Annotated in this window: 12 protein-coding genes; 7 read left to right on the forward strand and 5 right to left on the reverse strand. The window is 53.5% G+C overall.

Annotated elements, in window-relative coordinates; translation table 11 throughout:
* The first annotated feature begins 15 nt into the window (after positions 1 to 15).
* The gene (gene maiA / locus NF683_RS05330; protein ID WP_089040446.1) at positions 16 to 660 is read left to right on the forward strand and encodes a maleylacetoacetate isomerase; all 645 of its coding nucleotides are present in this window, start codon (positions 16 to 18) and stop codon (positions 658 to 660) included.
* A gap of 135 nt (positions 661 to 795) precedes the next feature.
* Complete coding sequence (locus tag NF683_RS05335) at positions 796 to 1,986, forward strand: multidrug effflux MFS transporter (protein ID WP_089040445.1); 1,191 nt, start codon at positions 796 to 798, stop codon at positions 1,984 to 1,986.
* A 71-nt stretch (positions 1,987 to 2,057) separates the two neighbouring features.
* On the opposite strand, the gene NF683_RS05340 is transcribed toward NF683_RS05335, so the two are convergent.
* A complete protein-coding gene (locus tag NF683_RS05340; RefSeq protein ID WP_253921485.1) occupies positions 2,058 to 5,573 on the reverse strand; it encodes an indolepyruvate ferredoxin oxidoreductase family protein in 3,516 nt (1,171 codons plus the stop codon).
* Positions 5,574 to 5,750: 177 nt separating this feature from the next.
* On the opposite strand from NF683_RS05340, the gene NF683_RS05345 reads away from it, so the two are divergent.
* The 3 genes from NF683_RS05345 to NF683_RS05355 all read left to right on the forward strand — a co-directional run bounded on the left by NF683_RS05345 (position 5,751) and on the right by NF683_RS05355 (position 8,190).
* Positions 5,751 to 6,233 carry an Lrp/AsnC family transcriptional regulator gene (locus NF683_RS05345; RefSeq protein WP_253921486.1) on the forward strand — a complete coding sequence of 161 codons (483 nt, stop codon included), beginning with the start codon at positions 5,751 to 5,753 and terminating at the stop codon, positions 6,231 to 6,233.
* Between the two features lie 231 nt (positions 6,234 to 6,464).
* Positions 6,465 to 7,520, forward strand: coding sequence for a TRAP transporter substrate-binding protein (locus NF683_RS05350; protein WP_253486220.1), 1,056 nt, complete (start codon positions 6,465 to 6,467; stop codon positions 7,518 to 7,520).
* A 223-nt stretch (positions 7,521 to 7,743) separates the two neighbouring features.
* On the forward strand, positions 7,744 to 8,190 hold the full coding sequence (locus NF683_RS05355; RefSeq protein ID WP_253921487.1) for a DUF6455 family protein: 447 nt from the start codon (positions 7,744 to 7,746) through the stop codon (positions 8,188 to 8,190).
* A 75-nt stretch (positions 8,191 to 8,265) separates the two neighbouring features.
* On the opposite strand, the gene NF683_RS05360 is transcribed toward NF683_RS05355, so the two are convergent.
* The 3 genes from NF683_RS05360 to NF683_RS05370 all read right to left on the reverse strand — a co-directional run bounded on the left by NF683_RS05360 (position 8,266) and on the right by NF683_RS05370 (position 12,230).
* On the reverse strand, positions 8,266 to 9,726 hold the full coding sequence (locus tag NF683_RS05360; protein ID WP_089040437.1) for a sodium-dependent transporter: 1,461 nt from the start codon (positions 9,724 to 9,726) through the stop codon (positions 8,266 to 8,268).
* Between the two features lie 392 nt (positions 9,727 to 10,118).
* The gene (locus NF683_RS05365; RefSeq protein WP_089040436.1) at positions 10,119 to 11,681 is read right to left on the reverse strand and encodes a sigma-54-dependent transcriptional regulator; all 1,563 of its coding nucleotides are present in this window, start codon (positions 11,679 to 11,681) and stop codon (positions 10,119 to 10,121) included.
* A 72-nt stretch (positions 11,682 to 11,753) separates the two neighbouring features.
* Positions 11,754 to 12,230 (reverse strand): Lrp/AsnC family transcriptional regulator, encoded by a 477-nt coding sequence (locus NF683_RS05370; RefSeq protein WP_193068597.1) that lies wholly within the window; start codon positions 12,228 to 12,230, stop codon positions 11,754 to 11,756.
* A 129-nt stretch (positions 12,231 to 12,359) separates the two neighbouring features.
* On the opposite strand from NF683_RS05370, the gene hppD reads away from it, so the two are divergent.
* Both hppD and NF683_RS05380 read left to right on the forward strand, forming a co-directional pair.
* Positions 12,360 to 13,466 carry a 4-hydroxyphenylpyruvate dioxygenase gene (hppD, locus tag NF683_RS05375; RefSeq protein ID WP_089040434.1) on the forward strand — a complete coding sequence of 369 codons (1,107 nt, stop codon included), beginning with the start codon at positions 12,360 to 12,362 and terminating at the stop codon, positions 13,464 to 13,466.
* Between the two features lie 46 nt (positions 13,467 to 13,512).
* Positions 13,513 to 13,878, forward strand: a complete 366-nt coding sequence (locus NF683_RS05380; protein ID WP_089040433.1) for a Rieske (2Fe-2S) protein — start codon at positions 13,513 to 13,515, stop codon at positions 13,876 to 13,878.
* Positions 13,879 to 13,934: 56 nt separating this feature from the next.
* Here the strand turns inward: NF683_RS05380 and NF683_RS05385 are convergent, their stop codons facing one another.
* Positions 13,935 to 15,341, reverse strand: a complete 1,407-nt coding sequence (locus tag NF683_RS05385) for a Na+/H+ antiporter NhaC family protein (RefSeq protein WP_089040432.1) — start codon at positions 15,339 to 15,341, stop codon at positions 13,935 to 13,937.
* Between the last annotated feature and the right edge of the window lie 24 nt (positions 15,342 to 15,365).

Here is a 15,365-nt window from a genome sequence, read left to right on the forward strand (position 1 = left end):
CACAAGGAAGGTAACATGACGACGCTTTACGGCTATTTCCGCTCGTCGGCTGCTTACCGGGTACGGATCGCCTTAAACCTGAAAGGCTTGGACTACGATCAGGTTCCGGTCAACTTGGTGAAAGGCGAGCAGCGTGATGGCGAGCATTTGGCGCGCAACCCTCAGGGGATGGTGCCTAGCCTGGTACTGGACGATAGCTCAGTAGTTAACCAGTCACTGGCGATCTGTGAGTATCTCGATGAGCTACACCCCGAGCCTGCGCTGCTACCGGCTGATGCTTTAGCGCGCGCAAGAATTCGTGCGCTTGCCCAGTCGGTCGCTTGCGAGATTCATCCGCTCAATAACCTGCGGGTGCTCAAGTATCTCGTCAATGAACTGGGAGTGGATGAGGCGGCCAAGTTAGCATGGTATCGCCACTGGATTACCGAGGGCTTTGCAGCTCTGGAAGCAACGCTAGCATCTGATTCAAACAGCGGCGATTTTTGCCATGGCGACACCCCAACGCTTGCGGATATCTGCCTGATTCCCCAGGTGTATAACGCAGAACGCTTCGAGTGCGATTTGTCAGCCTACCTGACGATCCAGCGTATCGCTGCCAATTGTCGTGCGCTGCCAGCTTTCGCAAAAGCCGCCCCCGGGGCACAGCCTGACGCCAACTAAGCTGAAGCCAAGCCAAATAAAGCGATACGATTAAGTTATACTAAGCAGGCTAACATAAGCGGGCGTCTTTCCACTCGGGAAGGCGCCCGTCTCGTGTCCGAAGGGGCATCACATCCAACCAAAAGGAGTTAAGGGGTGCTAAAGCTGCCCTCTACCGCCACCGTCGTGGCCCTAGCCGCGGTGACTGCACTTGGCCCGCTGGCCACGGATATGTACTTGCCAGCCATGCCCGCGATGGCAGACGCGCTGAATACTGGCCCAGACCGAATACAGCTGACCCTTAGCCTCTATATGGCTGGATTCGCTCTGGCCCAATTAGTGTGCGGGCCAATCTCTGATCGCTTTGGCCGCCGCCCGGTGATGATCGCGGGTTTATCGCTGTTTCTCGCTGCGAGCCTACTGTGTGCATGGGCGCCTAGCGTCGAGTGGTTGCTGGTAGGGCGCTTTTTACAGGCCTTCGGCGGTGCTGCTGGCCCGGTATTAGCACGGGCATCGGTGCGTGATATTCATGGCCCTATCGAGGCTGGGCGCATTCTCTCCTATATGGCAAGCACGATGGCCCTCGCCCCTGCTCTGGCCCCCGTGGTGGGCGCAGGGTTACTGCTGTTTTTTGGCTGGGAATCGGTGTTCGTGGTGCTGGCGCTCTACGCGGCAGTGATGCTGGCGGTGCTGATCTTTATGCTACCCGAGCCGTTGGCGAAGGAGCGACGGCAATCGATCCACCCAAAAACAGTACTGGCTAACTTCCGCTTACTACTGACTCAGCGTGCCTTTATTGGCTACACCTTGGTGAATGCGGCCGCGTTCTCCGGGCTATTCGCGTACCTTTCGGGCTCATCTTTTGTACTCATCGAGTACCTGGGTGTCGCGCCCACGTTGTATGGCGTGCTGTTCACGCTGATTGTCGCGGGCTTCTTCTTCGGGACGCTGATCAGCGGTCGCTATAGCCACCGCCTGGGGCGTGATCGCCTTGTTACTTTGGGCAGCGTAATTTGCGCAATTGGGGGCGTCGTCATGGCGGGCTTGGCCACCGTTGGCGTTCATCATCCGTGGGCGGTGGTGGGGCCGCATATGGTGTTCATGCTGGGGGTTGGCATTTTGATGCCACAAACAATGGCCGGTGCACTAGCGCCCAACCCTCAATGTGCGGGCGCAGCGTCTTCTTTGTTTGGTTTTCTGCAAATGACGATTGCCGCTGTGGTAGGTGGGTTAGTCGGGCAATTCCACGACGGCAGCTCGCGCACCATGGCCTTGACGATCGGACTAATGGGGCTGCTCGCCTTGCTAAGCCACTGGCTGCTGGTACGCCGCCGAAAAGAGACGTAGCTGAATCACTGTCTCGCTACCTAGCAAAAGGCCACGCATTGCGTGGCCTTTTTTACCTATATTGGGTTGCCTTAAGCAGCTTCGACAGCGATGGTCTTCGAGTGCCCTTCACGTAGTTCCTTCAACAACGTCTCGCGGCGCTCGTTGGCTTTCTCAGCGGCAGCTTCGCGGACTGGTCCGAAACCACGAATCTCTTCCGGCAGCTTAGCAAGCGCTATGGCCGTGGCGTGATTCGTGCCATCAAGACGAGCCACTAACTCATTGATAAGCTGCTCGTAATCAGCCAATAAGGCGCGGTCGAGTTTGCGGTCGGCGCTGAAGCGGAAAGGATCGAGAGCCGTGTTGCGCAAACCGCGCATCTTTGCCAACGCACCCATTGCCTTCAGCATCCAGGGGCCGAAGCGGCGCTTCACTGGGCGCCCCTGAGCATCCTTACGACCACCTATAAGCGGCGGCGCCAAGTGGAAGGTTAACTGGTAATCACCCGAAAAGGTTGCTTTGATCTCATCCATAAAATCGCTTTGGGTGTAAAGTCGCGCCACTTCATACTCATCTTTATACGCCATCAAGCGATAGAGCTGATGGGCGACGGCTTCACTCAACGATTGGCCACCGTTTAGCGCTGTTTCTGCTTCACGCACTTTCGTTACTTGAGTAACGTAACGCTCAGCCCAAGCACGGTTCTGATAGCGTTCCAAGTGGCGGCTGTTACGCGCAACTACATCGTCCAGTGTGGCATTCGCGGATAGGGGTAGCGTATCCAAATGCTGCTGAAGGTAGTCGGGCTCCACCGCAGCCAAACGACCCCAGGCAAATGCCTGACGGTTCTTCTCCACAGCGACGCCGTTTAGCTCCAGAGCACGCTGCAGCGCAGGCTCAGAAAGCGGCACCAACCCCTGTTGCCAGGCAAACCCCAGCATCATCATATTGGAAAACACCGTATCGCCCAGCAGCTGTTCGGCTAGGCGATTGGCATCCAGGGAAGCAAAGCGTTCCTCGCCTACCGCTTCACACAGCATGTTAAGGCGCTTGCTGGGCTGCATATCCGCATCGCGATAAAGAACATAATCCGCCGTGGCTAGCTCGGCCAGATTCGCCACGATACGCGTGGTCGGTTGCAGCACATTCAGCGCTTTCTGTGAACTCGCCACCACCATATCGCAAGCGATCATCGCATCGGCCTGACCGGCTTCGATACGTACCTGATTCAGTTCACTGGGCTGTGATGCCAGACGCACATAGCTCAGTACCGCCCCACCTTTTTGCGCAAACCCCATAAAGTCGAGCACGCTGCTGCCCTTGCCTTCCAGGTGTGCGGCCATGGTAATCAACTGCCCAACGGTCACCACGCCTGTGCCTCCAACGCCTCCCACCAGCAAGTCATAAGGGGCCGTTAAAGTGGCAATCGCAGGGGTTGGCAAATGAGCTATGCGTTGCCAAAAGGCATTATCTGCGGTGACGCCCTGGCCTTTACGCAGCCCGCCACCTTCAACCGTGACAAAACTGGGGCAAAAGCCACTAACGCAGGACATATCCTTATTGCAGGACGACTGATCAATTTTGCGCTTGCGGCCTAGTTCGGTCTCGCGAGGCACCACCGATAAACAGTTGGACTGTACAGAACAATCACCACAACCTTCGCAAACATGATGGTTAATGAACACCCGACGGGCGGGGTCTTCCATCAAACCACGCTTGCGCCGACGGCGCTTTTCAGCCGCGCAAGCCTGGTCGTAAATCAACACGGTGCAGCCAGGAATTTCGCGCAGTTCACGTTGCAGCGTGTCCATCTCTTCGCGCCCGTGGAAGGTTACCTGCTTAGGAAACTCCTTTTCATGCCCACGGTATTTTTCGGGTTCATCACTGACCACCACTACCCGACGAACACCTTCATCCAGCGACTGCCGAGCGATCATCGGCACGTTGATTTGCCCATCCACGGGCTGGCCGCCCGTCATGGCAACCGCGTCGTTAAACAGGATTTTATAGGTAATATTTACGTTGGCAGCCACTGCCTGGCGCACCGCCATTGAGCCCGAGTGAAACCAGGTGCCTTCACCTAAGTTCTGGAAAATATGGCCGTTGCCGGTAAAGCGGCTCTTGCCCACCCAGTTAACGCCTTCGCCGCCCATCTGAATTAACGATTCGGTGTTGCGGCCCATCCACGAGGCCATAAAGTGGCAACCGATCCCCGCTAAGGCTTTACTGCCCTCCGGCACCTTGGTCGAGCTATTGTGTGGGCAACCGGAGCAGAAATACGGCATGCGGCGCACACCACCAAGCTCCTTAACACCGGCTTGGCAAGCGTCAACGGTTGCCAGTTTGTCGCTAAAATCAATCTTGAAAAAGCGCGCGAGACGCTCGGCGACAAAGCCTGCCAAGAGACGCGGGCCCAGCTCCCCAACAAAGGGAATCAAGGGCTTGCCAGTTTCATCCTGCTTGCCGGTCACGATCACCTCGCCAGGGTGATCGGGTTCGGACATGTACTCTTTAAGCTGACTTTCAATAATGCCGCGCTTCTCTTCAATGACCAGCACTTCGCGCTTGCCATGAATAAACTCAAGAATGCCGGGGCGATGGAGCGGCCACACCATCCCGACTTTGTATATTTCCACCCCCAATTCACGCAGCTTCGCTTCATCCAGCCCCAACAAACGCAGCGCCTCAAGTAAATCCAGGTGGCCCTTGCCTGTGGTAACCAGCCCAAACGTCGCCTGTTCTTGGCGAAATAAATACTGATCAATCGGGTTAGCCGTGGCAAACGCCTGAACGGCGGCCAGCTTGTGCTCAAGACGGGTCTCAAGCTGAGGCCCCGGCAGGTCAGGCCAGCGGTAGTGCAGCCCGCCTTCCGGCATTTCGAAATCCGGCGTTACATATTCCGGCAAAGGTGGCACGTCCACCGATGCGCCACTCTCTACGGTTTCGGAAACGGCTTTGAAACCCACCCAGCAACCCGAGAAGCGTGAAAGTGCATAACCCCATAGCCCAAAGCGCTCGTATTCCGCCAATGAGGCAGGGCTTACGACCGGCATAAACCAGGCCATAAAGGCGACATCCGACTGGTGTGGCATTGAGGACGACACGCACCCATGGTCATCACCCGCGACCACCAGCACACCACCCGTCGGCGAGCTACCGTAGGCATTACCGTGCTTTAACGCATCGCCCGCGCGGTCAACGCCTGGCCCTTTGCCGTACCACATGCCGAAGACGCCTTCGACTTGTCGCTCAGGATCTGTCTCTACCTGTTGGCAACCCAGCATCATGGTAGCGGCCAGGTCTTCATTGATCGCAGGGACAAAATCGATGTGATGCGCTTCCATAGCGGCTTTCGCCCGCCAAATTTCTTGGTCTACACCGCCCAAGGGCGAGCCACGATAGCCACTGATAAGCCCTGCCGTTTGGCGGCCATTGTGGCGATCAAGCTCCGCCTGGCGTAAGGCGATGCGTACCAAGGCTTGGGTGCCAGTAAGAAAAATACGGCCTTCGCCGCGGCTATAGCGGTCGGCCAGCTGATAATTATCGAGTGCGATCTCGAGAGGCTGGGTAATAGAACCCGCCTGCTCAGCAATTGAGGGGGTTGTCATGAGAGTTCACCAGTACGGTTGAAGAGTTATGGTTGTAATACATTTGAGTCTAGCCAAGAGCGCACTAAAGGTGCTTGCTAATTAACTCTTCAAACGTCTGGTTATTAATCATTACTTTCATTTTTTTAGTTTTGACGCAATGATATTCAACAAACCACAAATAAATGAAATGGCACCATGAAAGAAGCAATCAAAGAAATCACCTTAGACAGGCATGATCAGCGCATTCTTACCCTGCTTCAGCAACAGGGGCGTATTACCAACAATGAGCTCGCCGAACAGATCGGGCTCTCCCCCGCTGCCTGTTGGCGACGCGTAAAAGCCCTAGAGGAGAGTGGCGTTATCCGCCGCTTTGCGGCGTTGGTGGAACCCAGCCTAGTGGGCCAACCACTATCAGCACTGGTCATGGTGACGTTGGTTCGCCACCACATCGACAATACCGTCGAGTTCGAAAATCGCATTCTGCAATATCCAGAAGTGCTGCAGTGCTACGCCACCACCGGCAATGCCGATTTCGTATTGCGAGTAGTGATCGAGGATATGGCGGCTTATGACCGATTTCTGAATGAAAAACTCTTCACCTTGGACGGTATCTCACAGGTCAGCTCCAATTTCGTGCTGCGCAATATCAAAGAAGAGACCGCTATCCCGATTCGTTGAATCAACTGATCGAGACCACCAAACCTTGCTGTCCGTTAGAGCTAACATTCAAAACTTCAAAAATTAAGACTTAAGTATCAACTCAACCAACCTTAAATTAGTTGCTATTGAAACTATCTAGAGGCAAGGTAAGCAATGCGATTTACGCCACCTGAGAAGGCGCTACTTGCTCGGAGTTAGGCGTTACCAATAACAACACAGACGTTAATAACGTCGTTTTGGAGTTTCCGCATGAAACAACCAGCTCGCTTACTCGTGGGTGCTATCGCGCTTTCCAGCATGGCGTTCAGCATGTCTTCATTTGCTCAGGCAACGATCACCGTGAGCACGTGGGGTGGGCCGAATCACGGTATTAATACCATTGTTTGGCCAACCTGGAAGGCGTGGATTGAAGAAGCCACGGATGACCGTGTCACGGTAGAAGTGGTACACGATATGGGGCCTCCTCCCGCACAAATGGAGATCGTTGCTGATGGAATTGCAGACGCCAGCTGGATTTTTCACGCCCATATGGCGGGACGTTTTCTAGCCACGCAGCTACCTGAGTTCCCCACCTTTGAGGAGTTCTCTTCAGAAGATGCTTCGGCTGCCTATTGGCACACCCACCAAGAGTATTTGCAGCAAGCCAATGAGCACCGTGGTGTTGATGTCGTTGCGATGGGCGTACACGGGCCTGGGCAAATATTTACCCGTGACCAAATAAGCTCCATCGATGAGCTTGCTGGCAAACGATTGCGCGTGGGCGGCGGCGTGATGAGTGGCTTAGCCGAAGCAATGTCAGTGACCGGAGTTTCCATTCCTCCGACAGGCACCTACGAAGCAGCCTCTCAGGGCGTTGTCGACGGCGCGATGCTAACGCTTGAGAGCTTGCGCAGCTTCCGCGTGGCTGAAGTGGCTCCGCACACCCTTACCGTAGACGGCGGTTTCTATCGCGGCAGCTTTGCGATTGTTATGAACCCGATGTTCTGGGACCAAGTGTCGGACGAAGACCGCGCGGCGATTGAAAGCGTATCGGGTGAGCGGCTTTCACGCTTGTTTGGCTACATGATGGATGTTTCCGACCAGCGCGGTGTTGAATTTGGTGAAGAGAATGGCGCAACCTTTACCCAAGCATCGGAACAAGACATTGATTACCTGAGGGGCGTTGCGAGCAACTTACAAGATGCCTGGAGTGAGTCGATAAAGAGTCGTGGTGTCGACGCGCCTGCCGCACTTGCCTTCTTTCATGAACAGTTAGTCAATGCAGCGGCCGAAGAGCGTATCGAAGCGAGTGTTGTCAGTCACTGAGCCGCTTGATTAGATGCTCTCGCCGCGGCCGTATAATAGGCGGCGAGAGCAGCACTCACATTCTGATGACGCCCTATAAGCAGCTACTTTTCTATCACTTCCCTCCACTCCCTCCTCCCGCATCTCTGTTTCACTTGAAACCAACTTGATCCGCGTCAAGATAGTTTATCTCTCGTCGGTTGATACTGATGTCATCATCAAGAACCGCCGAGGGAGAATGACCATGGATACTGCCCAACATACAGATACCACCTCTTGGTGGGGCCGCCTCACAGAGCGCTGCTATACAGCATCAACCGCGACGTTAGCCCGCAACATAAAGCAGCAAGCAGGCGCTAGCTATGATGCACTGATCAACGACCTGGAAAGACCGCTAGAGCCACGCTTTGAGCAGGCAGTGGCAAGGCAGCTAGCAGCAGGCCAACCCGCTCATTTCAGCCCAGCCAAAACCTTAATGCCAGTTATGATGCAGCGCTTTGGGCTTAACGAGAGTGCGCTTGAAGAAGGCGGAGTGATCAATCATGCCGACTATGTTGCACTGCGTGACACCTGCAACGCCTGCGCAGCCGTTGGCGATTGTTGGAAAGCGATGCGGGCAAGTGCCGAGCTTGATGAGTGCCGTCGCTTATGCCCTAACGCCAATGCCTTTGATGCGTTAGCGGCACGTTAACGCAAAGCGCTCCCATCGATAGTCGATGGGAGCGCTTTGATGACTCTTCTTAATGTCTTATTCTAATGACTTGCTTCAGGAAGCCTGATGCCGCAGTCGTGGGCTAGCTAACTCTCCCACCACGGTAATAACCACCAGCAGGGCTAGCAGCCACGGCCACTGAGTGCCTACTTGAAGGGTGGCAAGACCCAGCGCATCGATGAAAATTAACACGATGCCTAACGGGCTAACGTAACGCACCATAAACAGCCACAGCGTGTGCTGGGTACGGGAGAGTCCTAGTTCTTCCCTGAATAGTTCAGTACGCAGCAGGAAGCCTGCCATCAGCGCCGTACCTAAACCGCCTAGCGGCATCATCCAACGGGAGGTCAGGTAATCCAGCCAATCAAAGAAAGTGCGGCCTGCCACCGTCCAGTCCGCGCCCACATTGAAGGACAGCATTGCCAAGGTGCTCACCAACCACAGTACGATACCCACACCCCAGGATGCCCGTTTGCGCGTCATCCCTTTGCTGGCAACGAGCCAGGCCACTGTCGCTTCGATCATTGAAATCGACGACGTAAGCGCGGCCATCGACAGCATCACAAAGAACAGGACGCCAAACAGCGTACCAAACGGCATTGCTTGGAAGGCCAGGGGCAAGCTCATAAAGATCAACCCTGGCCCTTGGCCGGGATTCATTCCGTTAGCGAAAATAATCGGGAAAATAGCCAAGCCAGCCATCAGCGCGACAACGGTATCAGCAATGGCCACACTGAATGTCGTGCGTGCAATGGAGTGCCCTTCTGGCAGGTAAGAGCCGTAGGTAAGAATGGCACCAGACGCGAGCGACAAGGTAAAGAAGGCATGCCCCAGTGCTGCTAAGAGCCCTTCACTGCTTAACCCTTCGGCATTGAACGAAAACAGAAAAGACCAAGCTTCGGCAAAGCCACCAGAAAAAGCACCGTAGCCAATCAGTATGCCCAGCATGATCACCATGCCCGGCATCATCCAACTGACACTCTTTTCAATACCTGCTTGTACGCCTTTGCCGACGATGAACATGGTTAGCACCGTCACTAGCGTGCTCCAGGCGCCTAACGTGAAAGGGTTGGCATTATTAGCGGCAAAAATTGCTGCCATATCATCGACACTATTACCAGCCAGTCCGCCGCTCAGCAGTTTCCACAGATAGGAAAATGACCAGCCAGCGACGACCACGTAGAACGACAGAATCATGAATCCACACAGCATGGCCATCCAGCCGAAGATCGACCAGAAACTGCCGCGCCCCGACTCATGCACCACTCGACGGATAGCATCAATCGGGCTGCCCCTCCCACGACGCCCGAAGCTGATTTCAGCCATCATGATAGGCACACCTACCGCCAATATGCAGGCCAAGTAGACCAGCACAAAAGCGCCACCTCCGAATTCGCCAGTAATGTAGGGAAATTTCCAGATATTACCCAGACCCACTGCAGAGCCAGTGGCTGCTAGCACAAACCCCCAGCGGCCCAGCCACAATGTTTTGGGGGGCGTATTTGTCGTTGTCATTGGGAAACCTTATAAATTTATATTGTTTTTTAGGCTATTTATTATGAGCAGCTAGAACAGCTACTTAAGAGCGATTAACTGCCTATAAAAGCCAACCAACTGCGGTCAATCAGTCATAAAGAGCAATCTATAAAGAGTCTATGGAGATAGCCATAGGGCAGGAATGGGGTTAAATCGCATTCGGCGAGGCGTTACCCGTAGAAGCGGCATAAAACTGTAAAGAAATCGTTACACTCATAAAAAAATGCCGAAGCGTGGTGTCTCGCTGTTGTATTTTCCTGACAAACTGTAAATAAATCGTGACAGTTAATTTGCTTGCTACACGGACTTTTTTAAGATTTTGCTTAAGTAGAGTCTTGAATACGGCTTCAGGTGCTGTTCCAAGTACGCTTTCAAGTGCCGTCTTGAGCACCAATACCGTAACGCTTGAGTTTATTGGCAATGGTTGTGTGGGAAACACCCAGCCGCTTGCCTAACTGGCGGCTGGAGGGGTACTGCTGATACAGCGTACTCAAGATATTCTTTTCCACCTCGCCTAGCATGTCGCTCAAGCTTCCCTCTAATGGAATACCAGCAAGCTCAGGCGATACTTCACTGTGAGGAAGACGCAAATGCACCGGCTGAATGGCTTTCTCTTCACATAGCGACACCGCCTGGAACAACACATTTTCCAACTGACGCACGTTGCCTGGCCAGTCGTAGCGGGTGATTTTTTCCAACGCAGCAGGTGAAAGCTCGGGCAAAGGGCAGCCTATCTGGCGCGCCGCACGATCAAGCACATAGCTCGCCAACTCCTCGATGCCGTCCAAACATTCACGTAAGGGAGGGACCTGTAGCAACAGCACATTAAGCCGGTGATAAAGATCCAGCCGAAACAGCCCGTCACTACACAGCTGCGGCAGGTTCTGTTGAGTGGCACAGATCACTCGGACATCCAGGAAGGTTTCCTCGTCGCTCCCCACTCGCCGGAAGCCGCCATCTTGAAGAAAACGCAACAGCTTTGTCTGCAGCCGTGGGCTCATTTCACCAACTTCATCGAGAAACACGGTGCCGCCTTCGTTAAGCTCCAGAAGGCCAAGCTTGCCTTCTGGCCGAGCGCCTTCAAAAGCACCGGGCGCGTAACCGAAAAGCTCTGTCTCGGCCATTGATTCTGGCAGCCCAGCACAGTTGAGCACCACAAACGGCGCTTGCCCGCGATGGCTTGCCAAATGGCAGGCTCTGGCGACCAGTTCTTTCCCAGTCCCCGTTTCCCCTACAATCAGCAACGGGGCATCCAAGGGCGCCATGCGCCGCGCCTCATTGATCACGGCGGCCAATCGCGAACTCGACTGAAAGATAGCCTCAAAGCCACGCAGTTCCTGGCGCTGCACTTGATAAATACGTGCCCCGATACGGTCGGCACGATGCAATGTCACCACCGCCCCGGCTAATGAGTCCACCTTGGTGTCTTCGGTGTGCAGTGGCGCAATATCAGCGAGATAGGTGTCGTCTTTCAGTTTGATCCGCAGCCCATTAATACGTGAGTTGTTGCGGCGAATCACCTCGGGAAGGTCGACTTCGTCAAGGTAACGGTCCAGCGATAGCCCTGGCACTTCTTGAACGCGCACCCCCAATACCTGAACGGCGATACGGTTGGCCGCTACAATGCGACCCTGCATATCTATCGACATAACGGGGTCAGACAGCGAAGACAGCAATGCATCCAACTCCAAATGACGACGCTCGCTGGGCATCAAGCTCGCGCGTTTGACGCCAAAAACGCCTGGGATAGCTTCCAGTGCCGGCTTAAGCGTACTCAACTGAGCATTAAGCAACTTAGGGACATGCAAATAGATGGTATTGCCCTGCTCGCCGCCGACTTCGCCCCGCGCGACATTTATGCGGTAGTCAGCAAACTGGGCCACTATATCGCGAAGAATGCCGATTCGATTCTGACAATAAAATTTAAGACGCATAGAACCCTCACCGCACAAAACTAACGTAGTTACTTAGGCTTTGCCTGAAAAATCAGTGATTTCGGACATCGCCTAGCCACCACTCACCGGCAGCCCCTGCTCCTCTTTCATACTCCGCAGTATGATTTCAGAGCGAACCTGGGTGACATTAGGATGAGGTAATAAATGGTGGTGAATAAAGTCTGAAAACTCGGTGAGGTCCTTGGCGATCACGTGCAGTACATAGTCCGCATCCCCCGACACAGAATAAGCCTCACGCACCATGGCGTGCTTCGTCAGTAACGTTACAAAATCATCATCCATGCTCTCACCATGCGCTTTGAGATTAACGCGAGTGATCGCACGCAAGCCAAACCCCAGGCTGGAGGCATCAAGCCTCGCCGAATATCCCTTAATCACCCCTTCGGCTTCTAGCCGCGCTTTACGCCGGGAGCACTGAGAGGGAGACAAGCTGACACGTTCTCCCAACTCTGAATTGGTGAGGGCTGAGTTCTTCTGCAACACTGATAAAATTGCAAGATCATATCGATCCAAAGAAATCCCGTGCATAGAACACTCCAGTTGCGCACAAGCTGTGCGCTATTTGGCGATATCTTAGGTTAGTTTGCAACCTAATTGCACCGCCTCTTCCCTATACTGAGCTTGTTCACTTACAAGACAATAATAGGAGAGACAGCGATGGGACCTTTTCCTCATGACGCGCCAAAAGTAACCATAAGCGATGCAAACCCAGCGGGCACCGATGGGTTTGAATTTGTTGAATTTGCCCATCCTGAGCCGGAAAAGTTAGACAGCCTGTTTCGGCAAATGGGCTTCGTCCCCGTTGCAAAGCACCGTGACAAGTCAATCACCGTTTATCGTCAGGGTGATATTAACTATCTGCTTAACAGCGAGCCTAACTCCCATGCGTCAGCGTTTATTGAGGCACACGGCCCCTGTGCACCGGCCATGGCTTGGCGCGTTGTTGATGCTCAGCACGCCCTAAAACGTGCCGTTGAGTTAGGGGCTGAGGAGTTCACTGGCAATAAATCCATCGATGCGCCTGCAGTTGTTGGTATTGGCGGCTCGCTGCTTTACTTTATTGATACGTATGGCGAAAAAGGCAGCTGCTATTCAAATGAGTTTGAATGGTTAGATGAGGTAAACCCTAAGCCTAAAGGGTTTGGCTTTTACTATCTTGACCACCTCACTCATAACGTTATTCGCGGCAATATGGACACGTGGTATAAGTTTTATCACGACACCTTTAACTTCCGTGAAATACGCTACTTCGATATCACCGGTAAAGTCACCGGTCTTACTAGCCGCGCATTAACCTCTCCCGACGGCAAAATCCGTATTCCGATTAACGAGAGTGCCGACGATCACAGCCAAATTGAAGAGTACTTGCGCGAGTATAACGGCGAAGGTATTCAGCATATCGCCATTGCAACAAACGATATTTATACCGGCACTGACTTAATCGCTGACGCGGGGCTTGAGTTTATGCCTGGCCCACCGAACATCTATTATGAAAAATCGCTTGAGCGCGTAAAAGATCACCAGGAGCCTCTCGATAAACTTCGTAATCGCGGCATTTTGATTGATGGCGAAGGCGTTGTGGGCGGTGGCGAAACCCGAATTTTGCTACAAATTTTCTCAAAAACGGTGATTGGCCCAATCTTCTTCGAGTTTATCCAACGTAAGGGCGATGATGGTTTTGGAGAAGGCAATTTTAAAGCACTGTTCGAATCCATCGAAGAGGATCAAATTAACCGAGGCGTGTTGCAGAGTACTGCAGAATAGCAAAAACGCTAAATAACAAGATTAGCGCTGACGAAAAGGAAACACTGTGCAAGACGCTTGGCGTAACTATGCAAATGCCCCCCAAGAGGGGGCAATTATTTGCCCTTCTAATCTTATAGAAGAAGGCAATGCACACTGCATAGAAGTTATTAGTAACGACACACCTTTCCCTATCATTTTAACGCGCATAGAGGGTGTCATTTATTGCTACGTTAATGCCTGCCCCCACCAATACTTACCATTAAATTACCGGTCGGACAGTATTATTTCGTCAGATAGAAGCCGTTTACTATGCAGCGCCCATGGCGCAGCATTCGATATTAAAACAGGCAACTGCTTAGCAGGTGCTTTTGATAACCTTGACGCAATACCGGTGTTTGAAGACCCGCAAGGCAATGTTTGCATTGGCTGATGCTAGATTAAGCCCTGCGATAATGGCCTCAGGCGGCCTACCGCAGGGCTTATCGCTTATAGCGTGAGACCGAGCAAAAGGTAAGCAGCCAAGGAGAGTGTCGCAACGGCAAGCGCAAAGGGAATTTGCGTCTTGATATGGTCGATATGGTCAGAAGCAGCCCCTGTTGAGGCAAGCACTGAGGTATCCGACAACGGCGAACAGTGGTCCCCGAACACACCGCCACCCGCTACGGCTGCCACCGTGGCATATACCAGCGGTGTCAGCATATCGCCGCTAAAGTTGAACGCGAGCGGCACGGCCAGCGGCATCATGATCGCGAAGGTGCCCCAAGAGGTGCCGGTCGAAAAGGCGATAACGGCAGCGATAAGAAATGTCATCGCTGGCAGTAATGCCGGCGTCAGCCATCCACCGGTGGCTTCAACGATATAGCTCGCTGTGCCCATGTCTTTGGAAAGCTGATTCAGCGAATAGGCTAACGCCAGGATAATAATGGCTGGCATTACTCCTTTCATCCCGGCCATTGAGGTTTTCATAATGTCGTTGAAGGGAATGCCCTGAAGGCGCATAACGATACCGAGAAACACAGAAGCCGCCAGAAATGCTTCCATGGTCTTAGCCGAGTCCATCACGATAAAGGTGCCTACAGCAACGCTGATCACCACCAGTACCGGGGCGAAAAAATTCCAGAATAGGTTGGTACGCGCACCGTCATAAGGCGGAATCTCTGTCAGCTCCTCGCCCACCAGCGGCTCTGCCCCATCACGCAGTACTTTGCCCTCTTCTTGAGCGCGACGCTCGGCTTCGCGCATCGGTCCAAACAATGGAATAACACCGACAATGACCAGCCCCACGACCAGCACCGAGAGCCATGCATAGAGGTTAAAGGGAACCGCATGTAGAAACACGCCCATCGCCTGAGCAGCATTTTCAATGGGTCCCATGCCAATCAGTAAGCCAGAAATAAACACTGCCCAGCCAGTGATCGGAACCATCACACTCACCGGGGCGGAAGTGGAGTCCGCTATATACGCCAGCTTTTCCCGCGACACCCGATAGCGATCCGTCAGGCCACGCATGGTGCTACCAACAAACAAGGGGCTGAAATAGTCGCTGAAGAAAACGAACATGCCCATCACCCAGGCGATCAACTGAACCCGCACTCGCGATAAAGCACGGCGTTCCACCCAAGCGGTAAAGTTCTGAATCGCCCCTGTGCGTTGGAAGAACGCGATCACTGTGCCGATGAAAAGCTCCAACAGCAGTATCCAGGAGAAGCTGGTGGTGCCGAGGGTTTCCTTTAATAGCGTGGGAAAGCCCATCAAGCCATTGCCCAGGGTAATCACCCCAACGAAACAGGCGACTGCCAGCGAGAAAACGGTGTTGCGGGTAATAAATGCCAGCACAATAGCCAACGCCGCCGGCATGATGGACAGCAGCCCAATATGATCTTGAGGATCCATTGTCATCTCTCTTTTTTATAATGG

Source organism: Halomonas sp. MS1, assembly GCF_024182575.1.
In the GTDB taxonomy this organism is placed as follows: domain Bacteria; phylum Pseudomonadota; class Gammaproteobacteria; order Pseudomonadales; family Halomonadaceae; genus Vreelandella.